30 protein-coding genes are annotated in these 25,009 nt (G+C 62.2%); 22 read left to right on the top strand and 8 right to left on the bottom strand.

Going from position 1 to position 25,009, the window contains the following annotated elements:
- Both O2S87_RS06230 and O2S87_RS06225 read right to left on the bottom strand, forming a co-directional pair.
- On the bottom strand, nt 1-288 hold a 288-nt coding region (locus O2S87_RS06230), incomplete at its 3' end, for a helix-turn-helix domain-containing protein (protein WP_475407932.1).
- A gap of 449 nt (nt 289-737) precedes the next feature.
- The gene (locus O2S87_RS06225; RefSeq protein ID WP_475407931.1) at nt 738-1,517 is read right to left on the bottom strand and encodes a ferritin-like domain-containing protein; all 780 of its coding nucleotides are present in this window, start codon (nt 1,515-1,517) and stop codon (nt 738-740) included.
- A gap of 180 nt (nt 1,518-1,697) precedes the next feature.
- Between O2S87_RS06225 and O2S87_RS06220 the strand changes: the two genes are divergently transcribed.
- The 4 genes from O2S87_RS06220 (at nt 1,698) to O2S87_RS06205 (ending at nt 4,596) form a co-directional block, all read left to right on the top strand.
- On the top strand, nt 1,698-2,684 hold the full coding sequence (locus O2S87_RS06220; RefSeq protein ID WP_475407930.1) for a tyrosine--tRNA ligase: 987 nt from the start codon (nt 1,698-1,700) through the stop codon (nt 2,682-2,684).
- Between the two features lie 114 nt (nt 2,685-2,798).
- Entirely contained in the window at nt 2,799-3,080 is a 282-nt protein-coding gene (gene eif1A / locus O2S87_RS06215; RefSeq protein WP_475407929.1) for a translation initiation factor eIF-1A, read from the top strand.
- A 70-nt stretch (nt 3,081-3,150) separates the two neighbouring features.
- Nucleotides 3,151-4,014: a serine/threonine-protein kinase Rio1 gene (rio1, locus tag O2S87_RS06210; RefSeq protein ID WP_475407928.1), complete on the top strand. Its 864-nt coding sequence runs from the start codon at nt 3,151-3,153 to the stop codon at nt 4,012-4,014.
- 48 nt (nt 4,015-4,062) lie between these two features.
- Nucleotides 4,063-4,596: a KH domain-containing protein gene (locus O2S87_RS06205; RefSeq protein WP_475407927.1), complete on the top strand. Its 534-nt coding sequence runs from the start codon at nt 4,063-4,065 to the stop codon at nt 4,594-4,596.
- 13 nt (nt 4,597-4,609) lie between these two features.
- Here the strand turns inward: O2S87_RS06205 and O2S87_RS06200 are convergent, their stop codons facing one another.
- From O2S87_RS06200 to O2S87_RS06190, 3 genes are all read right to left on the bottom strand, one after another.
- Nucleotides 4,610-5,239: a DUF2238 domain-containing protein gene (locus O2S87_RS06200; RefSeq protein WP_475407926.1), complete on the bottom strand. Its 630-nt coding sequence runs from the start codon at nt 5,237-5,239 to the stop codon at nt 4,610-4,612.
- The gene (locus tag O2S87_RS06195) at nt 5,236-5,898 is read right to left on the bottom strand and encodes a hypothetical protein (RefSeq protein ID WP_475407925.1); all 663 of its coding nucleotides are present in this window, start codon (nt 5,896-5,898) and stop codon (nt 5,236-5,238) included. The genes O2S87_RS06200 and O2S87_RS06195 overlap by 4 nt, the downstream gene beginning before the upstream one ends.
- Before the next feature lie 124 nt (nt 5,899-6,022).
- Nucleotides 6,023-6,622, bottom strand: a complete 600-nt coding sequence (locus O2S87_RS06190) for a metal-dependent hydrolase (RefSeq protein WP_475407924.1) — start codon at nt 6,620-6,622, stop codon at nt 6,023-6,025.
- Nucleotides 6,623-6,830: 208 nt separating this feature from the next.
- Here O2S87_RS06190 and thsA point away from each other — a divergent pair, with 208 nt between their 5' ends.
- Both thsA and O2S87_RS06180 read left to right on the top strand, forming a co-directional pair.
- Entirely contained in the window at nt 6,831-8,489 is a 1,659-nt protein-coding gene (thsA, locus tag O2S87_RS06185) for a thermosome subunit alpha (RefSeq protein WP_475407936.1), read from the top strand.
- A gap of 254 nt (nt 8,490-8,743) precedes the next feature.
- Nucleotides 8,744-9,772, top strand: a complete 1,029-nt coding sequence (locus tag O2S87_RS06180; protein WP_475407923.1) for a hypothetical protein — start codon at nt 8,744-8,746, stop codon at nt 9,770-9,772.
- Here the strand turns inward: O2S87_RS06180 and O2S87_RS06175 are convergent.
- Nucleotides 9,769-10,620: a bacteriorhodopsin gene (locus tag O2S87_RS06175; protein ID WP_475407922.1), complete on the bottom strand. Its 852-nt coding sequence runs from the start codon at nt 10,618-10,620 to the stop codon at nt 9,769-9,771. The two genes, O2S87_RS06180 and O2S87_RS06175, sit on opposite strands and share 4 nt — an antisense overlap.
- Nucleotides 10,621-10,806: 186 nt before the next feature.
- On the opposite strand from O2S87_RS06175, the gene O2S87_RS06170 reads away from it, so the two are divergent.
- From O2S87_RS06170 to O2S87_RS06095, 16 genes are all read left to right on the top strand, one after another.
- Nucleotides 10,807-12,033, top strand: coding sequence for a helix-turn-helix domain-containing protein (locus O2S87_RS06170; RefSeq protein WP_475407921.1), 1,227 nt, complete (start codon nt 10,807-10,809; stop codon nt 12,031-12,033).
- A gap of 56 nt (nt 12,034-12,089) precedes the next feature.
- The gene (gene rimI, locus O2S87_RS06165) at nt 12,090-12,566 is read left to right on the top strand and encodes a ribosomal protein S18-alanine N-acetyltransferase (protein ID WP_475407920.1); all 477 of its coding nucleotides are present in this window, start codon (nt 12,090-12,092) and stop codon (nt 12,564-12,566) included.
- Between the two features lie 137 nt (nt 12,567-12,703).
- A complete protein-coding gene (locus O2S87_RS06160; RefSeq protein WP_475407919.1) occupies nt 12,704-13,135 on the top strand; it encodes a DUF5810 domain-containing protein in 432 nt (143 codons plus the stop codon).
- Nucleotides 13,136-13,158: 23 nt separating this feature from the next.
- Nucleotides 13,159-13,572: a DUF5809 family protein gene (locus O2S87_RS06155; protein WP_475407918.1), complete on the top strand. Its 414-nt coding sequence runs from the start codon at nt 13,159-13,161 to the stop codon at nt 13,570-13,572.
- A 98-nt stretch (nt 13,573-13,670) separates the two neighbouring features.
- Nucleotides 13,671-14,903 (top strand): translation initiation factor IF-2 subunit gamma, encoded by a 1,233-nt coding sequence (locus O2S87_RS06150; RefSeq protein WP_475407917.1) that lies wholly within the window; start codon nt 13,671-13,673, stop codon nt 14,901-14,903.
- A gap of 1 nt (nt 14,904) precedes the next feature.
- Nucleotides 14,905-15,291, top strand: coding sequence for a PIN domain-containing protein (locus tag O2S87_RS06145; protein ID WP_475407916.1), 387 nt, complete (start codon nt 14,905-14,907; stop codon nt 15,289-15,291).
- Nucleotide 15,292: 1 nt separating this feature from the next.
- The gene (locus O2S87_RS06140; protein WP_475407915.1) at nt 15,293-15,871 is read left to right on the top strand and encodes a DNA-directed RNA polymerase; all 579 of its coding nucleotides are present in this window, start codon (nt 15,293-15,295) and stop codon (nt 15,869-15,871) included.
- Nucleotides 15,872-16,069: a transcription elongation factor subunit Spt4 gene (gene spt4 / locus O2S87_RS06135; RefSeq protein ID WP_475407914.1), complete on the top strand. Its 198-nt coding sequence runs from the start codon at nt 15,872-15,874 to the stop codon at nt 16,067-16,069.
- A 3-nt stretch (nt 16,070-16,072) separates the two neighbouring features.
- Nucleotides 16,073-16,630: a GTP-dependent dephospho-CoA kinase family protein gene (locus O2S87_RS06130; RefSeq protein ID WP_475407913.1), complete on the top strand. Its 558-nt coding sequence runs from the start codon at nt 16,073-16,075 to the stop codon at nt 16,628-16,630.
- A 77-nt stretch (nt 16,631-16,707) separates the two neighbouring features.
- Complete coding sequence (locus tag O2S87_RS06125) at nt 16,708-17,019, top strand: 30S ribosomal protein S24e (protein ID WP_475407912.1); 312 nt, start codon at nt 16,708-16,710, stop codon at nt 17,017-17,019.
- 9 nt (nt 17,020-17,028) lie between these two features.
- Nucleotides 17,029-18,705, top strand: a complete 1,677-nt coding sequence (locus tag O2S87_RS06120; RefSeq protein WP_475407911.1) for a bifunctional N(6)-L-threonylcarbamoyladenine synthase/serine/threonine protein kinase — start codon at nt 17,029-17,031, stop codon at nt 18,703-18,705.
- 58 nt (nt 18,706-18,763) lie between these two features.
- Nucleotides 18,764-19,168 carry a hypothetical protein gene (locus tag O2S87_RS06115; RefSeq protein ID WP_475407910.1) on the top strand — a complete coding sequence of 135 codons (405 nt, stop codon included), beginning with the start codon at nt 18,764-18,766 and terminating at the stop codon, nt 19,166-19,168.
- Between the two features lie 11 nt (nt 19,169-19,179).
- Nucleotides 19,180-22,008, top strand: a complete 2,829-nt coding sequence (locus O2S87_RS06110) for a hypothetical protein (RefSeq protein WP_475407909.1) — start codon at nt 19,180-19,182, stop codon at nt 22,006-22,008.
- Nucleotides 22,009-22,069: 61 nt separating this feature from the next.
- The gene (locus O2S87_RS06105; RefSeq protein ID WP_475407908.1) at nt 22,070-22,354 is read left to right on the top strand and encodes a DUF5808 domain-containing protein; all 285 of its coding nucleotides are present in this window, start codon (nt 22,070-22,072) and stop codon (nt 22,352-22,354) included.
- Nucleotides 22,355-22,433: 79 nt separating this feature from the next.
- Nucleotides 22,434-23,087 (top strand): non-canonical purine NTP pyrophosphatase, encoded by a 654-nt coding sequence (locus O2S87_RS06100; protein ID WP_475407907.1) that lies wholly within the window; start codon nt 22,434-22,436, stop codon nt 23,085-23,087.
- Nucleotides 23,088-23,256: 169 nt separating this feature from the next.
- Nucleotides 23,257-23,673, top strand: coding sequence for a DoxX family protein (locus O2S87_RS06095; protein ID WP_475407906.1), 417 nt, complete (start codon nt 23,257-23,259; stop codon nt 23,671-23,673).
- Nucleotides 23,674-23,727: 54 nt separating this feature from the next.
- Here O2S87_RS06095 and O2S87_RS06090 read toward each other — a convergent pair whose 3' ends face one another.
- Both O2S87_RS06090 and O2S87_RS06085 read right to left on the bottom strand, forming a co-directional pair.
- On the bottom strand, nt 23,728-24,330 hold the full coding sequence (locus O2S87_RS06090; protein WP_475407905.1) for a DUF7384 family protein: 603 nt from the start codon (nt 24,328-24,330) through the stop codon (nt 23,728-23,730).
- Nucleotides 24,327-24,986 (bottom strand): potassium channel family protein, encoded by a 660-nt coding sequence (locus tag O2S87_RS06085; protein ID WP_475407904.1) that lies wholly within the window; start codon nt 24,984-24,986, stop codon nt 24,327-24,329. The genes O2S87_RS06090 and O2S87_RS06085 overlap by 4 nt, the downstream gene beginning before the upstream one ends.
- Nucleotides 24,987-25,009 lie beyond the last annotated feature (23 nt).

Genomic DNA, 25,009 nt, shown 5'->3' with positions numbered 1-25,009 from the left:
CGTCCCGACGCGGTAGCCGTTCTCTTTTCGCCCTCGGAGCGTTGAGAGGTTATCGTACAGCCGTTGTACGACCTTCTGAAGAACTTTCGAGTGAACTTGTTTCAGGTCGTTCCACCACTTCTTGAGGTCCGGCAGACGCTTCTGTTCGGCGTATGCCGAGGTATCGTCGCTTCGGTTGAGTCGGTGGAGAAAGTGGTTGTAGACCTGTCTACAGGTATCGACAGTCCACGCTAACTGGTCTTCGAGAGCGTCGGACGGCTGGAGTCGATACCTGTAGTTGTAGTTCATCTACGACCGTTCTTCAATAAGTTCGTCAAGTTTCTCTTGGACGAACGACGAGAGATTGAGGTGGTTTTCCTCGACCCACTCGGCTTGGTCTTCGCGGATGGTGATGTTCTTCCGTCTCATTACATACGCATTGTGCGTATTTATGCGTATGGTTGTTGCGATTTCGTGGGCCTGTGAGACTGCTACCGAGAAGTGCGTGAGAACTGTGCGGCACTGTATCCCCTCCCTACTCGCTCCCTTCGGTCGCTCCTTGAGGAAGGGGCCTTAGTGCCTCAATTCGGGTAAATCGAAACCCGAGACCCACAACGAAGTCGCCGGAAACGGCGAGAGCGACTTTTCAAAAGAATAGGGTGGTCGATGGGCGGCTGCCCACCCACCACGGTGAGGGAGCCATCGTGGCGTGCTCGCGGTCTTTTACTCCTCTGTCAGTTCGTATCGACCACGGACGCTCAGTCGACGATGAACGGTTCGATGAGTTCTTCGACATCCTCTCGCGAGAGCGGGTAGTCGAAGGCGTTGGGGAACCCGCTGTTGCCGCCGAGCACGCGAACGAACGACGCGTGTCGACCTTCGACGCTGTGGATACTGAGCGCGGGCGGAATCAGGTCGGGGTCCTCGATTTCGGCGGCCGCGCCCGCATAGGCTGCGACACCCGTATCTTCCAGCAGGGCGGCGGTCTCGATGAACTCTCGGGGGTCTTCGACGGCCTCGCCGAAGTCGAACTCGGGTTCTTCGACCGGCTCGCCGTCGAGATCCTCGACAACCGCGCCGAGCACCTCGGCGTGGATCTCCTCGTGTTCCTGGATGACCTCGATCTCATCAAATACATACTCGATGATCATCTCGCCGGCCGATCCCATGCCCCTCTCACCGGCCGAGCCCATGCCCGGGTTGTCCGGCACATTCCCCCTCGCCATGTCGTAGATGTCGTCCTCGTCGATGTTGTCGAGTGCCTCCTCGTAGAACCGGGCTTCGAGGAGTTCGAGCGTGCGGGCGTAGTTGAGGATGTCGACGTCGTCGTCGAACTCACTGTCGACTGCCTCGGGGGGTTCGTCGCAGCCCGTTGGCTCGGAGTCGGAGTCGGAGTCGTCGCCTGCGAGAACGGGCATCGTGAACGCACTGCCAACGCCGATCACGCCGAGTGCGCCAGCAGCCCCGCCGAGGAACCGTCGACGGCTGTTGGTTGCTGCGCTGTGCTGTCGGTTACTATTTGCCGAATTGTCTACCATCCAACCGTATTTTTGTGCTTGGTTGACAGTATCAGTTGTTACCAAGCAATTACGCATGGCGGCCGTTCGGTTACATACTGCTATCTAGTCGACAACCGGTTACTCCTGTTGTCCCACTGTGCCTGGTCAGCGGCGATACCATTCAGAAGTCATTTTACATCGCTGACCCGACGGAGGTGTATGGATGCCTACGAGTTGATCACCCGGAATGCAGACGAGGTGGTCACCGAAGACGAGGTTCGCACGATAGCCACCGACCCCCAGGGCAAGCGAGCCTATGTAGGGTACGAACCCTCCGGCGTCCTCCATATCGGCCATATGCTGACCGCGACGAAACTGATCGATCTCCAGGAGGCGGGCTTCGAGGTCACCGTCCTACTGGCAGATGTCCACGCCTATTTGAATGACAAGGGCACCTTCGAGGAGATCCGCGAAACCGCCGAGCGGATGAAAGCCCAGTTCATTGCCTATGGCCTTGACGAGGACAAAACCGAGTTCGTTCTCGGCTCGGAGTTCCAACTCGACGAGGAGTACACCCTGGACCTCCACGCGGCCGAACTGTCGACGACGCTCTCGCGGGCCCAACGGGCGATGGCCGAGATCCAGCGCGGCGACCACGCGAAGGTCTCTCAGATGGTCTACCCACTTATGCAGACGCTCGATATCGAGTATCTGGATGTCGACCTCGCGGTCGGCGGCCTCGACCAGCGGAAGGTCCATATGCTCGCGCGCGAGACGCTGCCCGAACTCGACTACGAGGTGCGACCCGCGCTGCACACGCCGATTATCGCCGATCTGTCGACGGGTGTCGGCAAGATGTCCTCCAGTGATGGCGTGACGATCTCGATGGACGACTCCAGCGAGGAGATCGCCGAGAAGGTAAACGACGCCTTCTGTCCACCGACTGCCGAACCGGAGCCGGACGACGACGGCAACGAACGCGAGAATCCCGTGCTGCAGCTCTTCCAATACCACGTGTTCCCACGGGTCGACCGCGTGGTCGTCGAGCGACCCGAAAAATACGGCGGCGATCTCGAATACGATGCCTACGAAGCCTTGGAGGCCGACATGGAGTCGGGCGAACTCCACCCGATGGACGCCAAGGGCGCACTCGCCGCGGAACTCGATGCACTGATCGCGGCCGGTCGACAAAAGCTCGACGCGTAACCGAAACGGCCGAACGAACCGCACAAATTTCCGTTTTCACGGTTTTGAATGGTCAAACTGAGGTATCGACAGAATACCAGCGATTTTACAGTGGCCGACTTCCTACCGGGAGCTATGAGCGATGACGAGAGTCGACGTGACCTCCGAATGCCAGACGAGGACGAGGTCTTCGCCGAAGTAACGGATATGCTCGGCGCGAACCGCGTCAGCGTGCGCTGTGCGGATGGCACCGAGCGAACCGCCCGGATTCCCGGCCGGATGCAAAATCGCGTCTGGATCCGCGAGAACGATATCGTGTTGGTCGAGCCATGGGACTGGCAGGACGAAAAGGCCGACATCACCTGGCGCTACGAGAAGTCCGAGGCCGACCAACTCCGCAACGAAGGCCATTTGTAGTAACCGTGAGTCCAGCAAATCGACCGAGCGACTGACGAGACTTTTCTGCGTTGACTTCGTAGCCAAGACAATGACCGACGAGTTCGGCCTAGTCGACACTGATGTGACCGCCCCACCCGGCGACGAGTGGGAACAGATCGACGTCAGTTACACCGACGCCGACCGCATCGCCCGCAAGCGCGACCGCGAGTTCGAGGAGTTCCAAAAGCGCATCAAAGACGCCGACCAGTTCAAAGTCGAACAATCGGTGTTCGACGATGCGACGTTCGGAGCCCTCTACAAACTCGTCGCCGACGGCTACATCGAAGCCTTCGGCGGGCCGATCTCGACCGGCAAAGAAGCTAACGTGTACGAAGCACTCGGAGCCGACGACACCGAAGTCGCGGTCAAAGTCTACCGGATCAACGCCTCGGCGTTCAAACAGATGCGTGATTACCTCGAAGGCGACCCTCGATTCGAGGGAATAAGCAACGACAAGGGCCAGGTCGTACTCGCGTGGGTCCGCAAGGAGTACGCTAATCTCGAACGCGCCCAACGCGCCGGGGTCCGAGTACCCACGCCCATTGCTGTCGAGCGGAACGTCCTGGTGATGGAACTCGTCGGCCTCGTCGACGACCGCGCGCGGCGTCTCGCCGAAGTCGAGGTCGAAAACCCCCAGACAGCCTACGAGGTCGTCCGCGAGTACATGCGTCGGCTCTACAGCGCGGGGCTGGTCCACGGCGACCTCTCCGAATACAACATGATCATCCACGACGGCGAACTCGTGGTCATCGATCTGGGCCAAGCGGTCACGGTCCACCACCCGAACGCCGACGAGTTTCTCGCCCGCGACTGTCGAAACGTGGCCTCGTTTTTCCGTCGACAGGGCCTCGAACTCACCAACGACGAGCTCTACGAGTTCGTCACCGGCGTCGAGGCCGATCCGAGTCGGTGAGGTCGGCCCGAGGAACACGCTTAAAACGGTTGGTCCGGTAACTCGCCTATGCAACACGTAAAGGTTCCACAGGATCGGATCGGGGTCCTGATCGGCGAGGGTGGCGAGACGATGCGGGAGATCGAATCCCGCTCGGAGGTTCGGCTCGACATCGACTCCGAATCCGGCTCGGTCGCGGTCGAATCGGTCGGCGATCCAGTGGCTGGCCTCGTGGCACCCGACATCGTCCGGGCGATCGGTCGCGGCTTCAAACCCGAAGCCGCCCTCTCGCTTTTGGACGGCGAGATGCGGATGTTCGATCTGATCGATCTGAGTGACAAAACCCGAAATGACAACGATCTGCGCCGCCAGAAGGGTCGACTCATCGGCGAAAACGGCCGAACCCGCCAACTGATGGAAGAACTCTCGGGCGCGGATGTCGTGATTTACGGCTCGACGATCGGCATTATCGGCGACCCAGAAGAGGTCGAGGCCGTCCGTCGAGCGACCGGCATGATTCTCGACGGCGCGCCACACGGCGCGGTCTACTCGTATCTCGAACGCAAACACCGCGAGCTAACCCGCAGGCCTGATCTGGCCTGAGCTGTTTTTCGTCTCAATCCGCGGCCGACAGCCGTTCGGTGACCGATTCGGCGACACCTAACAGATGCGCCTGGCCGAAGGTGGCGACCACGATCGCTCCGAGGGTGTTGTACATCATGTCTCGAACCGTGTCGTCGAGTCCGTGTTGGGCCAGCGGCATCGTGATCCCGGTCTCGTCCGAGGCGATGTCCAGGCCGAACTCAAACAGTTCCCAGATAACGCCGAACGACATGACGACAAGCAGGATGAAGACGAAGGCGAACTCTTTCGGAATGTGAATGTCGTCGCTATGTAGGTCGACCGCCCGTGCAAACGTGTAGCCGATCGCAGCGATGAGCGAGGCCGACATCGCGTGCGTGATGTGGTCCCACCAGTCGATCTGGGCGTACAGCCCGGCTGACCCCATCGTGTGCAAGGACACTGCGAGCGTGATCCACAGCCCGAGCCACGGATCGAGCGGGAAATCGTACTTCCGTTCCATCGCGGCCGGAACAAACGTGATGAGCAGGCCCATGCTCCCGTTCGAGATCGCCTTGGGCTGGCCTTCGACGACGCCGTAGACAACGATCCCGACCAGAACCAACTGCATCCCGCGAGTGAGCCTGCGCTGGTTGCGAACCGAGGGCCGCGGCAGCAGCGTCATCGTCGCACCACCGACCGGAGTCGACGCCGGAGTTTTCGACCGCGTCCCCGGAAGTAGGCGTCGAACACCACCCCGGCTGCGATCCCGGCTAGCGTGACCCAGATGAACTCGCCCATGAGGGCGGCGTTGGCAGCCTTCTGTGTCGTCCCTGGCTCACTGAGAAACTGGGTGCCGAACTGCCGGTCGAGGTTCCAGCGGATGATCGACCACCCCGCCACCGACGCCAGCGTCGTTAGGACGACCAACAGCACCGCGAACCAGTGGGTGAGTCGGATCCGTGTAAACATGTGGAGTTCGACGGTGACGATCAGCGCGAGCCCGGCCACCGAGAGGTAGTAGCCGAACGTGCCGAGTTCGCCGCCGAACAGCGCCCGGACCCAGATCGGCAACAGCGCCAGCGAGAGCAGTTCCCACGGCAGCATCATTCGCCAGTCGCGGTAGGCCATCGGTGGAATGAGGACGATCCCGGCGGTGATCGTGGTAAACAGAATCCAGAGCCGGTCGAGATCGAGAACGCTCTCGACGACGACCAAGCCCAGGAGACCGACGAGGAGCCACGCGATGGTGGCGTTGGTTCGGCCACTCCTAAACAGACGCGCCAACACGTCCTCCGGATCGAGATCGATCAACGAGTTGGTCCGGCTGCTGTCGCGTTGCATATCGAGACAGTACGCACCAGGATTCATAAATCCCGCAGACTGTCTGAAAATCGAGGTCATTCACTGTCAGTTCTCGACAACAGGGGTGCAACGCGCCCCACGAGTGGTCGACTGGAGCTCCAAGTTATCGATAGCGGTCGGGGACGTACGCCGCGAGCCAGCCGGGGACGTAGCCGAAGATGACCGGCGCGATCGACGCCAGCCACTGTCTGAGGCCGACGTAGACGACCCCAACGAGTAGCGCGAGCCCAGCAACCGCCCGAAACGGCCCATCGAGCACTATCACCAGTGGAATGGTGACGGTCGACAACAACAGCAGGTCCTGCGGCGAGCCGTCGTACGGAATCCAGCGCTTGGGTCGACGCCACTCGCCGCGAACGTGATCGTACACCGCTTTTTCCGAGGTTCCCTCCCACGGGCGGAGTTCGAGCCCACCGCCGAAACGATCCATCTGACAGTGAGCGGCCGCACCCAGTATGAAAAACGCGAGCCCAACGGTCACAGGAATCGGAACCAGCGCCGCCAGCGCAACAGCCGGCAGCGCGGCCAGCAGGTAGATCGTCGGGTAGTGGAGCGTTTTCCGGTGGCCGCTGTAGAGGTCCAGATCCGGGAATACTCCGCCACTGAGCCCGCCTGCCAGCGCCGCAGGCGCGAGTTCAGGTGCGAACGCCACCAGCGGCGTCGCTATCGTCAACCCAACCATCGCGTGTGTCGGTAGCATCATCGTCGACTGCCTCTCTGTCAGTACTGCAGCGTCTCTACCGTATTGAACATCCGCATTCGGTATATAACTCACGTCAGTGGTACACACTCACACAGTAAAACCGTCGGACGGGGGCGGGATCGCCAGCCGCACACAAAAGATTTATATAGAATCACAAACAATCAGCTGGTGTATTATGTCTCAGCGACAGCGCATGGGAAACCAGCCGATGATCGTACTTTCCGAGGACAGCCAGCGGACCTCCGGAAAGGATGCACAATCGATGAACATCACAGCCGGAAAGGCCGTCGCCGAGTCCGTTCGGACCACGCTCGGTCCGAAGGGGATGGACAAGATGCTCGTCGACTCCGGTGGGTCGGTCGTCGTCACCAACGACGGCGTGACGATCCTCAAGGAGATGGACATCGACCACCCCGCCGCGAACATGATCGTCGAAGTCAGCGAGACACAGGAGACCGAAGTCGGCGACGGCACCACCTCCGCGGTCGTTATCGCCGGTGAGCTGCTCGATCAGGCCGAAGAGCTGATCGACCAGGACATCCACGCGACCACCGTCGCCCAGGGGTACCGACAGGCGGCCGAGAAAGCCAAAGAGATCCTCGAAGACGAAGCGATCGAGGTCTCGCCGGACGACCGCGACACGCTCATCCAGATCGCCGAGACGGCGATGACCGGTAAGGGCGCAGAAGGCGCGAAGGATCTCTTGGCCGAACTGGTCGTTGACGCTGTCTTGGCCGTTCAGGACGACGACGGCATCGATCTCGACAACGTCAGCGTCGAGACGGTCGTCGGCGGCTCGATCGACAACTCCGAACTCGTCGAGGGCGTCATCGTCGGCAAGGAACGCGTCGACGAGAACATGCCGTACTTCGCCGAGGACGCCAACATCGCCGTCTTCGACGGCGCGTTCGAGATCGCCGAAACCGAGATCGACGCCGAGGTCAACGTCACCGACCCCTCGCAGCTCCAGGAGTTCCTCGACCAGGAGGAAAAACAGCTCAAGGAATTGGTCGACCACCTCGTCGAGGCGGACGTCGACGTCGTCTTCGTCGGCGACGGTATCGACGACATGGCCCAGCACTACCTCGCCCAGGAGGGCATTATCGCCGCCCGACGCGTCAAAAGCTCCGAGCTGAAAGCGGTCGCCCGTGCGACCGGCGCACGCGTCGTTTCGAGCCTCGAAGACCTCAGCGCCGAGGACCTCGGCCAGGCCGGCAGCGTCGCCCAGAAGGACATCGGTGGCGACCAGCGGCTGTTCGTCGAGGACGTCACGGACGCCAAAAGCGTCACGCTCGTCGTTCGCGGCGGCACCGAACACGTCGTCGACGAGGTCGAGCGCGCAATCGACGACTCGCTCGGCGTCGTTCGGTCGACGCTGCTCGACGGCAAAGTACTGCCTGGCGGCGGCGCACCCGAAAGCGAACTCGCGCTCCAGCTTCGTGATTTCGCCGACTCGGTCGGCGGTCGCGAACAGCTGGCGGTCGAAGCGTTCGCAGAGGCGCTCGAAGTCATCCCACGCACGCTCGCAGAGAACGCCGGGCTCGACACGATCGATTCGCTCGTCGAACTCCGCTCACAACACGACAGCGGCGAGTTCGGCGCGGGTCTCGACGCCTACACCGGCGACGTGATCGATATGGAAGCCGAGGGTGTTGTCGAACCCCTCCGCGTGAAAACCCAGGCGATCGAATCCGCAACCGAGGCCGCGGTGATGATCCTTCGGATCGACGACGTGATCGCAGCCGGTGATCTGGCAGGCGGCCAGGTCGGCGACGACGATGACGACATGGATATGCCCGCCGGTGGCGGTATGGGCGGCGGCATGGGCGGAATGGGCGGTATGGGTGGTATGGGCGGCGCTATGTAAGATAGGACACAGCCAAACTTACACCCCAACCGACCTAGCGCTGACCGGCTTCGAATCGCTGTCGACCACCGATCTTTCGTTTTTTGTGAGATCTACTACCCAACGGAGTCTAAGGATTGATCGACCAGCGCTTGTCGACTGATAGACTAACCGGTGGACTGACGAACTGACGACATCTCATAAAGGACCAGTAGCTGACTGGCAGATGGTAAACAGTGATATCACCGAGTCGACCGTTTGCCAAACGGTTTATCATGTATGATTCGACGGGCAGCCCATCTCCACCCCATTACACGGACAGTCGACCGACCGAGTCGTCGACTCAGGACCTCTCGATTCGAACTTCGCTGTCGGTCGAGTACTGGATAATCGACGAGACCGGACAACTCGCCGAGCCGGATCACATCGCAGGACTGCCGGGAGCCAACGCGTCGGCGTCGCCGTACAGTATTCGGGTCGAGACACCGACCTGTGAATCCTGCAGTGACCTCCAGACGGCGTTCGTCGACCGACTCCAGACGGCGGTGGCGGCTGCCCACGAGCGAGAGTGTCGACTTCTCGCGCTGGGAATCCGGCCGGATCTGCTGGCCGATTCGTCGACGGCATTGAGCCCACGCGAGGGGTCGACCACTGCTGGCAGCCGGATCGTCTTCGAGCCCGACTCGACCGCCGTGGTCGACTGCTACAACGTTCTGGTTGCGCTTGATCCCGCGTTCGTCCTACTCAATACGAGCAGTCTATCTGACGGCCCGACGCAGTACGCCTGTGGTCGACCTTCGATGTCAGCATATGATCGACAGGTCGTGCCGTATCGGACAGCGGACAGCGACCAGAAGGTCACCCAGCGGTCTGATGATCGAACTGATGAAAAAGTATCGCAACCGATTCGACTGATTGACGGCGAGACGAAAATTGAGTGGCAGTCGCCGGATCCGGCAACACCGACACTGCTGGTCGACTTTATCGCTGACGTGCTCGATATTTTGCAGGCGGCCAACCAGAGCCGGATCAGAATCGAATCGTTCGGCAATGGGTTTCACCGAGAATGGGTGTCTCTCCCTACGATAGAATGGTGCGAGCGCTATATGGCGGAGGCAATAGAACGGGGGCTCTCGTCTGTTCTCGTCCGTGCCTATCTCGAACGCTTCGGCTTCGAAGTCGGGTGGTACCAGTCGGCGGTGCCACCGGCGGTCGAAAGTTCATCGACACTTCTCGGCGCAACCTGTCGACGGCGTGCGCAACTGCTTGATGCCGAGGTCGGCCTCGGTGCAGTACGGGTTTAGTCGTCAGACGGTGCCGCCCGACCGGACCCACCGATACCCGCTGTGGTTGTCTTGCTGATAATCGATTGGTTGTTTGCGACCCAGCGCAGCAACAAGAACGCGAACATGTACTTTGCACCGATATCCAGGAGGCTGTAGGCCCACGACGTGATCTCCACATCGAGAACGGCGAATCCCTCGGCGCCGAGTGCCCAGAAAATCGGATAGCCGAACCATAGGACGACGGTCAGGCTTTTGAGCGTGCTGAAGATCTCGTCGGTGTTGGCGACTTCGGCGTTCTGCGGCCACTTCACTAAGAGGACGTAGAGAACGACCACGAAGAAGGCACAGCTAAGCAGATACCATGCCCATCGCAGCCCGTACGACGAGGTCGTGAGCGCGGCGGCCAATCCGGTGACACACATCGCGATATCCGCAGTGATCACGGTGAACAGATCCGTCAGGTTCGAGCCCGCAAGCAGGCCCAGCGCCAACAGGATCATCGGTGTCGACAGTGTCCACGTGAGATACCGACCCCACATGGTGAGGACTTCCTCGCCAGCGAGCGCGTGGCCCGCGGGCATTTCCAGAAACGAGATCGTCAGTCCCGAAGCCAGCCCGAGATAGCTGGAAATCGAGACGAGTGGAACTAACAGCGTCGAGACGAAAATCAGCTGTGAGCGCTGGTCGGTGACGTTGCGACCCATGTAAACGAACAATAGAATCGAGAGGCCGGCAAGCGCGATGTTGGCCCAAAACGAGAGGTTCAACAGCGCGTTTTCTTGGACGTTCTGATAGATCTCCGGCTGTGTGAGTTCGCTACCGGCTTGGAGCGGTACTGTGGGGTCTACGACTAATTGATCGATCATATCTTATACGGATGCTGTTCACACTAAAAGGTGGTACCTGACTAGTATGACTCAGCATCTGATATCGAGCGGTGAAACAACCAATCGACGTCAAACAGGGCTACGATATGCGGGTACGGCCCCAGGCGACCTATTGCAGATATGATACTACACAAACATTTAGCAAGCCTGTGCCGATGGGTGTGTATGAGACGGCCTCGATGGCTGTTAGACGCCCCCCATGGAACGAGACAGCCGAAAAACGCGGTCTTACCGATTGGAGGTGGCTTGGTCGGTCGAATCGATCGACTCCTCGAAGCCACGTCGACCGCGATCGTCGAGTCGACGAGTCGACCGGAGATCGAACGTCGCATCTGTGCGGCCGTCGCCGACCAGCCAGAGTATGCTGGCGGCTGGATCGGACAGATCGACAGCGACCAACTGCAACGAAAAGCGAGTAGCGGGCAGCCAGAGCCCCCAAACGAGTGTGATCTCAGCGTCACACCCGCAGTCGTCCAGCGGGCTCTCGAAACCGACTGTCTCCAGTATGGAATCGTCGACCCGTCGTCCGAGTGGCCAGCCCCAGCGGGCGACCGCAGCCACCGACTCATCAGTATTCCGCTGATTTCTGGCCATCGCCGGTACGGACTCCTCGGCGTGAGTCTCGACCGGTCGACGGCCGAAGTGAGACGGGCCGAGCGGCGAATTTTCGGCTCGGTCGGCCGGTTGGTCGCCGGGGGCCTGCACGCAGCCGAAACCCGGCGGCTGTTGACCACCGATTCGGTGACCGAACTCCGAATCGAAATCAGCGATCCCGACTGCTGTTTCTCACGGCTCGCCGATGGGATCGACACACCGATCGAGTACGTCGGCGCGACCCAATCTGAGGGTCGACGCGAGCTGTATTTCACGACCATCAGCCACCTCGACGAAATCGATCTGGCGACGCTGCCGGTCGTCGAAGCCGCCCGTGGTCCGTTTTGGCGAGACGGTGCGTCGACAGTGTCGGTGAGGTTCTGCGAGCCAACGGTTTTCGAATACCTCGCCGACGATGGCTGCCACGTGGTCGAACTGCATGCGACGACCGACGCTACCGAACTGTGTCTCGAAGCCCCACCCGAGCGGGAGGTCCGGTCGGTGTTGAGCCGCCTCGAATCGCGGTACGAGACGGTCGACCTGCGGACGCGAACGAGCCGACCGCGGCGCAAGCGGTGTTCCGGTCCGTTTCGAGCCATAGATGAGGAGCTCACCGACCGTCAACGGACGGCACTGCAGGCGGCCCACCACAACGGCTACTTCGAGCGGCCACGGTCGGTCGACGGCCGCCAAATCGCAGAAACCATGGACGTTACGCGCCAGACGTTCCACCAGCATCTCCGGGCCGCCCAGGGAAAACTGATCGACGCCTACGTCGAGCGACGACGCGACGAGTAGCCGACTGTCACCGTAGCCGACGTCACTGTTTTTATTTCCCGACACGTACAGTCGGTGTGGTAGTTCGTTCGGCGGTCGACACCGAGGACGCCCAGATCCGACGAGCGACGCGCGCTGATCTCTTGTCGATCTACCGGCTCGAAAAACAGGTGTTCGACGAGCCGTGGCCGTACTCAGCGTTCGAAGGCTTTCTCGGCGAACCCGCGTTTCTCGTCGCCGAACTGGACGACGAGTTGCTGGGCTACGTCGTCGCCGACCAGACGCCGAACTTCGGCCGTGATATCGGACATATAAAGGACCTCGCTGTGCATCCAGACGCCCAGCGGAACGGACTGGGTCGACTGCTGTTGGACCACGCAGTAACACGGCTCGTTGTCAACGGCTGTCATCGAATCAAACTCGAAGTCCGGGCGGGAAACACGGCTGCCCGAACGCTGTACGAGACCGAGGGGTTCGTCCCACTGCGTCGGGTTCCGCGCTACTACAACGATGGCGAGGCCGCCCTGCTGTTGGTGTACGCCCCGGACAAGTAGCCACCTCTCACCAGGAAGTAGCCAGTTGCTACCGACACGTAGCCAGTTCCTACCGCCGGTCGGTCACCTACGGTCCAATAGTCGACCGCAATCCGCGACCACGGACTTTTTACTCCCGAATCGCTCATACGTACCTGATGGGGTATCTGTGTCCGGTCTGCGAGGAGCCGTTCGGCGACGCAGAGGCGTGTACGAACCATCTCGCAGTGTCGGCGTTTTTACACGCCGGGCCACACAAAAAGTGGCTCACCGAGAGGGTCGACGACTGGGAGTCGGTGCCACGCTCAGTGCTGGCCGAAATGGTCGCCGAGAAGGCTGAAGAAACGACCGACCACGAGCACGTCGGCGACCACGGGGACATTGACGATCACGAGTACATCGACAATCACGGGCACGTCGACAATCACGGACGCGCCGGCCACCGAACGCCAGCAATCACGGAATCGACAGCCGAGATGGCGGCGCTGGACGCCGACGCCCAAGCCGTTCTGACTGAGGCCCGCGAGTTGACTCGGAAGATGGGCCAAGAGACCGAACCGTCAGGCGAAGACGAACGAAAAGAATCCTAACCCGTCGACTCGTGGTCGACGCCATGCAAACCGATGGCGTGTACGAGTTCGAAACGGTCGAGGCCGCCGCCGAGGCGTACGACTCTTCGGGATCAGTTGCCCAAACCGTCGTCAAAGAGACCGCCAAAGCGATGGCGTTCGATACCCCCGAGTACGACGACCGCGTCACCGGCGAGGTGATCGAAACCGCCCGCGATGCGCTGTTTGCGTCGCTGCTACGGGTCGTTCACGGCTCGCGAGCCGAGTTCGACGACTGGTGTGATGACCGCGAGTGGACGGCCGATCTCGTCGGCAGCGACACTGTCGACAGTGTCGTCTGGCATCCCGTTGGCTTCGCCGAGACCGTAGTCGCCGCCAGCTACCAGGCAGAGCCCGCGGCTGCGGCCGCAACTGTTCGGCGGCGAGCGTTCGGTCGATACTACCGCGAGCAGTTCTGAACCCCCAAGTGCGCCAACCGGTGGCGATCCGCCGAGAGAACAGCAACTTTATCAGTCGTTCGGGGCGAATTCTGCACAAGACTGCTTTACGGAGGTCAATGGTGACACAAGAGACAACACAACCGGAGGTGAACATCGGACTCGTCGGTCACGTCGACCACGGGAAAACGACGCTCGTGCAGGCACTGAGCGGTTCGTGGACCGATCAACACTCAGAGGAGATGAAACGCGGCATCTCGATCCGACTGGGATACGCGGACGCGACGTTCCGCAAATGTCCCGGCGTCGAGGAGCCTGACTGTTATACCGTCAAAGACGAGTGCGACGACGGCACACCGAGCGAGCCCCTGCGAACGGTGTCATTCGTGGACGCGCCCGGCCACGAGACACTGATGGCGACGATGCTGTCGGGTGCCTCGCTGATGGACGGGGCCGTCCTGGTCGTCTCTGCGACCGAAGACGTCCCGCAGTCACAGACAGAAGAACATCTGATGGCGCTCGATATCATCGGCATTGAGAACATCGTCATCGCCCAGAACAAAGTCGACCTCGTCGACCGCGATCGGGCGGTCGATCACTACGGCCAGATCCAGGAGTTCGTTGAGGGCACGGTCGCCGAAGACGCCCCCATCGTCCCGATCAGCGCCCAACAGGAGGTCAACATGGATCTCCTCATCGGTGCGATCGAAGAGACGATTCCGACGCCCGAACGGACCGAGGGAGAAGACGCCCGGATGTATGTCGCCCGGAGTTTCGACATCAATCGCCCCGGCACGACCTGGGAGAACCTCTTGGGTGGCGTCGTCGGCGGCAGTCTCGTCGCTGGCGAGTTCGAGAAAGGCGACGACATTCAGCTTCGGCCCGGCCGCGAGGTCGACGAAGGCGGTAAAACCGAGTGGCAGGACATCGAGACGTCGATCCGCTCGCTGCAGGCCGGCAGTCAGAGCGTCGACTCGGTGACGCCCGGCGGGCTCATCGGTGTCGGCACCGGACTCGACCCCAGTCTGGCCAAGGGCGACGCGCTCGGTGGCCAGGTCGCCGGGACGCCCGGCAGCCTGCCGCCGACGCGCGAAGCCTTCGAGATGGATGTCGAACTCCTCGACCGCGTCGTCGGTGAAAACGACGAGGTCGACCAGATCTCGACCGGCGAGCCGCTGATGCTCACCGTCGGCACCGCGACCACAGTCGGTGCGGTGACGAGTGCGCGCTCGGGTGAGTGTGAGGTCAAACTCAAACGGCCGGTCTGTGCACCCGAAGGCGCGAAGATCGCGATCAACCGGCGCGTTGGTGCGCGCTGGCGGCTGATCGGCGTCGGCACGCTCACGGAGTGAGATGGTCTCGGTTGGCCTGGATACGAACGCACTGATGATGCCGGTCGAACTCGGTGTCCGTGTGTTCGACGAACTCGACCGACTGCTCGGTCCCGGTATGGCCGACTATCTGGTTCCCCAGGCCGTCGTCGACGAGTTGGAGTCGCTGTCGGACGGAAACGGCAAGCAAGCGACTGCGGCGCGAGTGGGAAAAGATCTTGCCGGTCGGTGTCGTGTAGTCGAAACGAACGAACCGTATGCGGACGATGCAGTGGTCGAACTCGCCGAAACCGGCGTGTTCGACTGCGTCGTCACGAACGATCGCCCCTTGCGCGACCGCCTGCTGTCCCGCGGCGTGCGCGTCATCGGTGTGCGGGGGCAAAACAGACTCGGGATAACAGAACCATAATATGTACAAACGGGTACGACTCAAAGACACAGTTGAAGTACCGCCCCGGCAGTTGGCGGATGTAACTCCACAGCGGGTCAAACACCTGCTGCAGGACAAACTAGAAGGACGGATGGACGAGGACGTTGGCAGTGTCGTCTCTATCGCCGAGGTACACGACATCGGCGAGGGTACGGTCCTCCCGAACCGCCCCGGCGTCTACTACGAGGCCGAGTTCGACGCGATCACGTTCGACCCTGACATGCAGGAGGTCGTCGACGGGACGGTCGTCGAGGTCGTCGAATTCGGCGCGTTCGTCGGCATCGGCCCGGTCGACGGGCTGCTCCACGTCTCCCAAATCTCCGATGAATACCTCGCGTTCGATGGCGAGAACCAACAGCTCGCCTCGACCGAATCGAGCCAGACGCTCGGCGTCGACGACCCCGTTCGCGTGCGTGTCGTCACCAAGAGCATCGATGAGCGGAACCCCCGTGACTCGAAAATCGGGCTGACCGCCAAACAGCCTGGGCTGGGCAAACACACCTGGCTCGAAAGCGGCCGGGCCAGACGCCAGCAGGAAGCTACCTCGGAGGGAACCTAGATGGCGAAATCGCGGCTCGCCTGTCGGGAGTGTCACTTCGTCAACGAGGCGGACCTCCAGAACTGCGTGAACTGTGGCTCGTCGAGTGTGACCGAAGACTGGGCGGGCTACGTCATCATCCCACACCCCGAACAGAGCGAGATCGCAACAGAAATGAAGGTCACCGAACCCGGAAGCTACGCGCTCAAGGTCCGCTAACCTGTGATCTCGCTGCCCGACTCGCTCCGTACTGCTTTTAAAACGCCGTTCGGCCCTGTTTTTACTGATACCGAGAGCTTGCTGTCGGCCGTCGACGAAGCGGCCGCAGATGTCGAAAACGAGACCGTGCTCGTTGCGGTTGGTGATGTCGTCACCTACCACCTCTTGGAGGCCGGCCGTCGGCCCGATGTGGCGGTGATCGATGGTAAAACCGAGCGCGAAACGGTCGACGACGAGATCGCGGCCGCGCTCGCCGATCCCGACGGCAGCACACGCCGGGTTTCGAACCCCCCGGCCGAACTCTCCGAAGTGCTGTTGGTCGCGCTCCGCGAGGCGATCGAGGCCACCGAACCGGTGACGATTCTCGTCGACGGTGAGGAGGATCTGGCGACCCTGCCGGCGATCGTGCTCGCGCCGCTTGGATCGAGTGTGATCTACGGCCAGCCCGGCGCAGGGATGGTCCACGTCGTCGCTGGTGAGTCACTAACCGCCGAAGCGCGTCGACTGCTCGAACGGTTCGACGGCGACACCGAGGCCGCGCTGGCGATAGTCGACGGCTAACACCGTGCGAACGCCGGGTTCCGGTGGGGCTTCGAAATCCTTTTACAGCGTTCCCGAGGAGATATAATCAACTGATCATGGACGTTACTATCATCTCCGAAGAGGAGAACCCCATGCTGCACCGCACCGACATCCGGTTCGAAACCGTACACGACGAGAACACCCCTTCACGACTGTCGGTCCGCGACAGCCTCGCGGCGAAACTCGACAAGGACTCCGACGAGGTCGTCGTCCACGAGCTCGATACCGCCTTCGGCATGCGCAAAACGGTCGGCTACGCAAAGGTGTACGAGTCACCCGCGTTCGCTCGTGACGTCGAACAGGACCACATGCTCGAACGCAACAAGATCGACGAGGGCGACGCCGAAGCAGGCGCAGAGGAAGCCTAACCGCGCCTGATGCGCGTTCTCGGCATCGAAGGGACCGCCTGGGCCGCCAGCGCCGCGCTTTACGACGACGCCGAGGACGAGATTTTCATCGAGAGCGATCCCTACCAGCCCGACAGCGGCGGCATTCATCCGCGCGAGGCTGCTGAACACATGGGCGAGACCATCCCACAGGTCGTCGACCGCGTGCTAACACACGCTGCTGAAACAGCCGAAAGTGACAGCGCATCCAACCGGTACGATATCGACGCAGTGGCCTTCTCGCAGGGGCCAGGGCTCGGCCCCTGTCTGCGAACGGTGGGAACGGCCGCCCGCGCGGCCGCCCAGAGCCTGGGCGTCCCGCTCGTGGGCGTCAATCACATGGTCGCGCATCTCGAGATCGGTCGACACCAATCGGGCTTCGAGTCGCCGGTGTGTCTCAACGCTTCGGGTGCCAATGCGCACCTCTTAGGCTACCACAACGGCCGGTACCGCGTGCTCGGCGAGACGATGGACACCGGCGTCGGCAACGCCTTGGACAAGTTCACCCGCCACGTCGGCTGGAGCCACCCGGGTGGCCCAAAAATCGAACGAGCAGCCGAAGACGGCGAGTTCATCGACCTCCCGTATGTGGTAAAGGGGATGGATTTCTCGTTTTCCGGCATTATGAGCGCAGCCAAACAGGCCGCAGACGACGGCGAGGCGATCGAAGACATCTGTTTTTCGCTCCAAGAACACGTGTTCGCGATGCTGACCGAGGTTTCCGAGCGCGCGCTATCGCTGACGGGAACCGACGAACTCGTTCTCGGCGGCGGCGTTGGGCAAAACGGCCGCCTTCAATCGATGCTCGAAACGATGTGTACCGAGCGTGGGGCCAAATTTCACGTCCCTGAGCCGCGATTGCTGCGTGACAACGCCGGAATGATCGCTGTGCTCGGCGCGAAACAGTTCGCGGCTGGCGACAGGCTCGCTATTGCCGAGTCGACGGTCGACCCCAACTTCCGGCCCGACCAGGTCCCCGTAACGTGGCGGGTCGACGAGCAGTCAGTGGCCCGCGGGCTCGCAGCTGCGGAATTGTCGACCGGTGAGTCCGCGACTGCCGAACCGACGACCGGCACTCAGCGTGGGGCCGAAGCCGTCGTCGACGTGGTCGATCCTTCGGAGACTGGCCGAAGCCTACCTGCCCGATGCGTCCGCAAACGGAGGATACCCAAACCGTATCGTCACCCTCGGTTGGACGAGACGCTGCGAGCCGAACGGACGACTGCCGAGGCCAGACTCACCTCGCAGGCCCGCCGGGCGGGGGTGCCGACGCCACTCGTCTGGGAGGTCGACCCCGCCGAGTCGACCATCTGGTTCGAACACGTCGGCGACCACGATCTGGCCGCCACGCTCGCCATAGAGCCCGTGCGCGACGTGGGTCGACACCTCGCGGCGATCCACGAAGCCGGGTTCGTCCACGGCGATCCCACGACCCGAAACGTCCGACTCGGCGAGCGGACGTGGCTGATCGACTTCGGCCTCGGTTTTTATACCGGTCACGTCGAGGACCACGCAATGGACCTCCACGTCTTCCGTCAGAGCCTCGAAGCGACCGCCGACGATCCCGAACCGCTCACGGCGGCCGTGATGAAGGGCTACACCCAAACGGGCCGACAAGCCGTTGTCGACCGGCTGGCGACCATCGAGGGTCGTGGCCGCTATCAGTAACGAAACGATACCTGAGGCAATGGCTGACGCTTAAGCCAGTCGCTGACAGGAATACAGTATGGTTCGACAGACAGTCAGTCGTCGGTCACTGTTGGCCGCGGCCACAGTCGGCGCGACGACAGTGGCTGGTTGTCTGGGTGACGCGCGCTGCGAACCCGTGTTCGACGGCCGCGAAACGGTCGACCGCGGAGGCCAACGACGGTACGACGCTGACGCCGTGTCGAACGAACGGCTCTACGTTCGCTGTCGACGACTCGATGGCCCCGGTCCCAGCCTGACCGTGGTCGATGCTGCCGACCAGACGCTGTTCGAACGACGCGAGGTCGACTCGGTCGAGCGTGTGTTCGATATCTCCGAGCCCGGCCAGCACGTGGTGGTACTGTACAACGAGTCGACCGAGCGCAGTAGTCAGTGGGAAGCGACAATCGCGGTGTACCGGGGTTGGTGTTCGGCCATTTTCTGATGGGAGATCGAATGAGCACACAGATCGGTCGACTCCGGTGGGTAGTAATCGGTGCAATGACGCTGGGTGCGGCGGGAGCCGTCGCCCCGCGACAGACCCCGCTTGCTCTCGGGGTGCTCGCAGGCGGTGCGGCCGGTGCGCTGTGGACTTCCCAGAACCGACTTTCGAACCCGACGCTCTCGGCGGCTATGGTGGCACTGTCGACCGTGCTCGTTGTTGCAACCAGTTCGGTCGCGGTTCTCGGGTCGTGGTGGCTGCCGTCGATCTCGACGTCTATGATGGGGTACGCGCTCGGAATCGCCGCCACGTGGCTCCTGGTTAGTGGCGTCTCGCTCGACGAGTTGGGACCGTTTGCATCGGTCGGCGGGCTCGTGGTCGCCATCGTCGGCGGCACGGCCGGAATCCTCGTCGTCGACGATCCACAGCTGTTCGTGGTGATGTTGCTGGCCGGACTGCTCGGTGGGGTGGTCGTGCCCGCAAGCGTCTTTGCGGCCGAACTCGGCGCAGAGTACGGCCCGCACCGGTCGACCGAACCCCGCGAGCTCAACTCGACCACGCGGTTCGCGATCGAGGCGACGGCCGTGGTTGCGCTCGCGGTGGCGGTTCCGCTGGGCTCGCGGGCAGTCGCGCTGTTTGGCATCGGCAACCCGAGCCTGTTTGTCGTCGGTGTCGGCTGCGGGCTGGCGTTTAGCCTCGGTGTCGACGCGATCGGCCGCGGGGGGTCCGAGCGGTTCGAACGACTCCGCGATCGGTTCGTCGAGCGTATCTACCAGCTCGTCGACCGGGTCGACAACTGGGTCGAACGCCGTCGAGACGACGGCTCACGGCGTGAGATCGAAGAATCAGGGATCGATGAAACCAGTGAGCAAACCGCTGCGGCCGACGATTCCGAGTCGGTAGCGACCGCCAGTCGGCTCGTCGATCGGGCGGCCACTCGCATGGTCGACAACAAACTGGCACTCGATACCGCCGAGGAGCTCGATACGCTCGTGAGAAGAAACAACGGGCTCCAGAGTCGAGTAACCCACGTTTGGGGTCGACTCGGCAGCGCGGCTGCGCGAAGCACGCTGACCGCAGGGGCGGCACTCCAACTGTCGGCGGCCGACGAAGCCTCGCAAACCGACGATCCCGAGACGGCCCAGTCACGAACCGCCGCTGCGCTCGAACTCGCCGCGCCGACGATCGGCTCGGTGGCCGCGGCAGTGCTCCGTGGACGCGAACGGAGTGCAAAGAGCGTCTTTGACGTGTTGGGGCCGCTGTTTGCCCGACTCGATCAGCTGCTTGGCGACGGAGAAATGCCGAGAGAGCCCAACAGACCCGACCAGTATCAGTTGGTCCAGCGACTGGTGGACCGGTTGGTCGCCGAGGAGTCTGGCGAAGGGTTCGACACCGCGCTGTCGACGATCCGGGCGGCCGCCGCCGACGGCTGGTACTCGGTGCAGGCGGGCGACCACGCACTGAAAACCGGCGACCATCAGCACGCGCTGGTCGCCTATTTGTCGGCAATCGAGGCCTACCGCCGTGCGTACGATATCGCGGTCGACGCGAAAAAGACGAGCGAGAACCGGCGAAAAGCGACCGGAGAGCAAGCGCACAGCAAGGCTACGACCAGTGGCAAGCGGCGCGTCACCGCCGATGCATCGACGTACGCTAGCGAGACCGCCCGACTGGGGACAGCCATCGAGGGGCTGCTCCACGACACAGCAGCGGTGGTGATCGCGGCGATCGACGACTGTTACGGCGAGCGGCCGCCACCAACCGTCGACACCGACGCCCGTCGAACGATCGTTCGAAGCCTCCGGCTGCTCCGAGCGACGCGGACGCATCTCAACGCGACTGTCCCTCCGATCGAACTGGCAGACGACCGTTACCAGCGCGCCGAGATCGCCCGCTCGCTGGCTCGGCTTCGTCGACACCTCGCGACTGCAGACGAGACGGCCGCCCGTGGTTCCATCGAGGCGGCGGTCGACCAGTATGCACGCGCGGCCGACAGACTCGACGTTCTCAGCAACCGGGCCGCCAACGCCGGACTCACCGATCTCGCGCGCTCGCTGGTCTCGCTGTCGACCGAGGTCGGCCTGCTCGCCGAGAATCCGACGCCCGAGGCGATTGCCGACCGTTCCGAACTCGGTGTTCCATCGGTCGAAGACCACCGCGCGCCGGGTGTCGTTCCTGCCAGCGAGCGACTCAGACACAACTTCTGCGCGCCGGCGTTCGCCGACCTCTGGACGTTCGTCGACGAAGCAGCCGACCATCCTGTGCTCGAAATCGCGGGCGAGCCATACCCCGAACTAACGGGTTCGGTTGCCATGGCGGTCGGGAGTTTGGATCCAATTTATACCGAGCCGGACGTCGATGCGCTGTTCGAGTGGGCAGCCGAGATCGCGCTCGACGGGCTGTCGACGGCCGTCGAGACAGTGTCGGCTACCCACAGCGAACTCAGTGCGGACGAATCGTCGCCAGCGGCGGTTCCGCCGTCGTTTCGCGAGTCACCGGCGGTGCTCGCGGCTGAGACGGTAGTCGACGTTTCGACAACCGACGGACCTGGAACCTTCGGTGAAGTGTGGCTCACACGGGCGAGTTCGCTGGTCGAGGCCAGCGAAAGGCTCACCCAACAGCAGGCGGCCGTCGACGGCTTCGGGGCGCTCGAAGAACGGCTGAGACGGACGCTCGAACGTGATGGCCGGATCGATGACTCGCAGGTGAGCACTGAACTGCTGGTGGTCGCGGCGTTCAACTTCACAGGTGTCGAGTACGACCCCGATCGGCGAGTACTCACCAAAGTCGGGGAGGTCAGCCGACAAACGGGTCGGAGAGGCGACGAGGAGCTATTGGACTGAGAAACGTGTTGTCGGATTGAGAAGGCGAATTTTCATTACGCTAACGCTCGAAGAGGGGGGTATGGTCGACAAACCAGACTCTGGTCAGATTCTCGGCATCCCGTACAACTTCGAGCGCCCCTCGATCGGTCGAATGCTCTCGTCGTACTTCCAGCCCGACAAGGGGATGCTGGTGAAAAAGCCGTTCGGCATCGGCTACACGCTGAACCTCGCCAACTGGCGATCGTGGCTGCTGTTGGGCGTCGCGGGCGCACTGCTCTACCAGGAACGAAGCGGGAACGCCGAGGAGTCGACCGACGACACCGCCGAGGCCGACGAGCCAGTCGAAGTCATCGTCGACGACTGAAGACGAACGGTATCGCGATTATCCAGCCTCCCGTTTTTCAAACCGACGAGAATTTGCGCTGTCGACCGAACCGACGAGTATGCTCTACTACGTGACGACCAATCCCGGCAAACTCCACGAAGCCCGTGAGTATCTGGGCGACGAGACGGTCGAGGGTTACGACTACGACTACACCGAGATCCAGAGCCCGTCGCTCGAAGCCATCGCCGCCGAGGGCGCACGCGAGGCCTACCGCGAGGTCGGCGAGCCGGTTGTCGTCGACGATTCGGGGCTCTTTATAAACGCCTTTGAGGGCTTTCCGGGACCCTACTCCTCGTACGTCGAGGATAAACTGGGTATCGAACAGGTTTGGGACCTCGCCCAGACGGTCGACCGGGATGATCGCGCGGCGTCGTTCCGGTGTGTGATGGCCTACTGCGACGGCGAACCGTTTGCGGCCTCGCCCGATCCAGTCGACCGGGATGATCGCGCAGCCGCTGCCGCGGAAGATAGCGCAGCCGCCGCGGCCGGAGCTGATGCGGGTGACGATAGCGACGCGTTGCCGGTCAAACTGTTCGTCGGCTCGGTTCGAGGCCAGATCGTCGAACCGCGTGGCGATGGCGGCTTCGGCTACGATCCGATCTTCGAACACGGCGGCTCTACGTTCGCCGAACGCTCCTCCGAAGAGAAAAACGCTCTTTCGCACCGCGGCCGGGCGCTGGCGAAGTTCGCCGACTGGGTCGACCAGCGGTAGTGTTCGATTAGAGACGATTCCGTGAGGCGGTGACACAGGGGTTATCTGGTGACGTTCATGTCCGGGAAACGATATATTCCGGGTGTGTAGTCGGTAACGTAATGCAACCACTATCTACAGCCGGGCACAGACAGTCGACAGATGGTACGCAACAGGCGGTGAGCGCCTGATGCTTTTCGAAGCCGCAGGCGCAGGCGAGCTGTTCCTGCTCGCTCGAATCCTGTTCGGCGGCGTGCTCGCGTTTACCGGAATCAACCACTTCACCGACACCGATGCGATGGCGGGCTACGCCGAGTTCAAGGGACTGCCAGTGCCACGCGCTTCGGTCCTTCTGAGCGGTGGGCTACTGATCGCCAGTGGACTGTCGCTCGTGTTGGGCGTGTTCGCGACGATCGGTGCGGGCGCACTGGCCGTCTTCCTGCTCGTCTCGGGAGCCATGATGCACGACTTCTGGACCGCCGATGAGGAGGACAAACAGAACGAGATGACCCAGTTCCTGAAGAACGTCTACGGCGCGGGGGCTGCAGTCGGCTTTCTCGTCGTCGCCTCCGTGCCGTGGCCGTACGCGCTCAACATCGGCCTCTAACTCGGCCAGCGCAGTAGTCGACGAATACTTTTATAAAAGAATCGGACTGTGAGCCTACGCTCGCGGATCTCGGTCGGGACCGGGATACTCGCCCGACTGCGTTTCCTCGTAGAGGCTTTCGGGGTCGAACAGGAGCACGAACGCATCCGGTGGCCGAAGGCTCACCGGAAATCGGTTGTGGAGCGTGGCTCCCGCGGACGAACTGGTTAGCTGGTCGTCGAACGAAAGCACCTGCATCGCACCCCCGCGGTAGGCGGATGCTAACGCCGGGTGGTCGCCCGTGGGTTGGTCGACAGGCTCGCGCCACTCATCGATTCGCTCGCGCCAGGCGGCAGCCAGCCCGGCGTCGGCGACTGTTTCGATGACCGCCTCGGTGTCGTCGAGCAGATAGTCGCTGGCGACAAGCGTCGTCCACGAATGCTGGCGGAGTAGATCGAGCGCCGCCCGCGCGTCGCCGTCGAGACAGCAGTCGGCCGCCAGCACGTCAGCGTCGGCGACCACGCGGGTGGGCTGTGGCTCGGCTGGCTCGCTGGCTGTTTGGTCCGTCGACCGCTGGGGAGCCTCATCGCTGGGTGAACGATGCTCGGCGAGAACCGTCCGAATCCGGTCGACGGTGACGTTCTCGGGTGCATGTGCGAAGCAGTCGGCCCATCTCATGCAGTCTTGAGCAGGAGCGATTCGATCTCGTCGCGGGCGTCCTGTTCGGTGACAAACGCCAGTCGATCGCCAGCTTCGACGGTCGTCGTCGGCAACGGGATCGTCATCGGTTCGCGTCTGCGGCCGTGAGCGTAGAGCCGGGCGTTCGCCGGTAGCTCGATCTCCGAGATGCGACCGCCAACGACCGGCGACGCCTCGTCGACCGTGAACACAGTTAGCTGGAGCTGTTCGGTCAGATCGCCGATCGCGTTGAGGCTCCCGCCGAGGAGCGCGGTTTTTGCGCCTGCTGCGCCGAGCCGCTGGGGATAGATCACCTCGTCGGCATCGGCGATGTACGTCTCGTAGACGTCCGTACTCACGTCCTCGCTGATCCGCATCACGGTCCGACAGCCGTAGTTTTTGCCGATCAGACAGATCTGATGGTTGGTTTCGACGTCGCCAGTAATACCTCCTAGCGCGTCGGCCTGCTCTATTCCCGCTTCCACGAGGACGTCTTCATCGGAGCCGTCGCCTTCGACAACAGTGAGTCCTCGCTCGCGGGCGCGTTCGACTTTGAGATGATCGTTGTCGACGACCACCACGTCGTAGCCTTCTTCGGCGAGAACACGGGCAGTCCGCGAGCCGACACGGCCGTAGCCAACGACAATGATTCGCATACTCCTTGTAGAACCGTCGAGTG

This window comes from Halohasta sp. A2 (assembly GCF_056175805.1).
The sequence above is the reverse complement of the archived record's forward strand: the minus strand, read 5'-3'. Positions and strand labels throughout refer to the sequence as shown.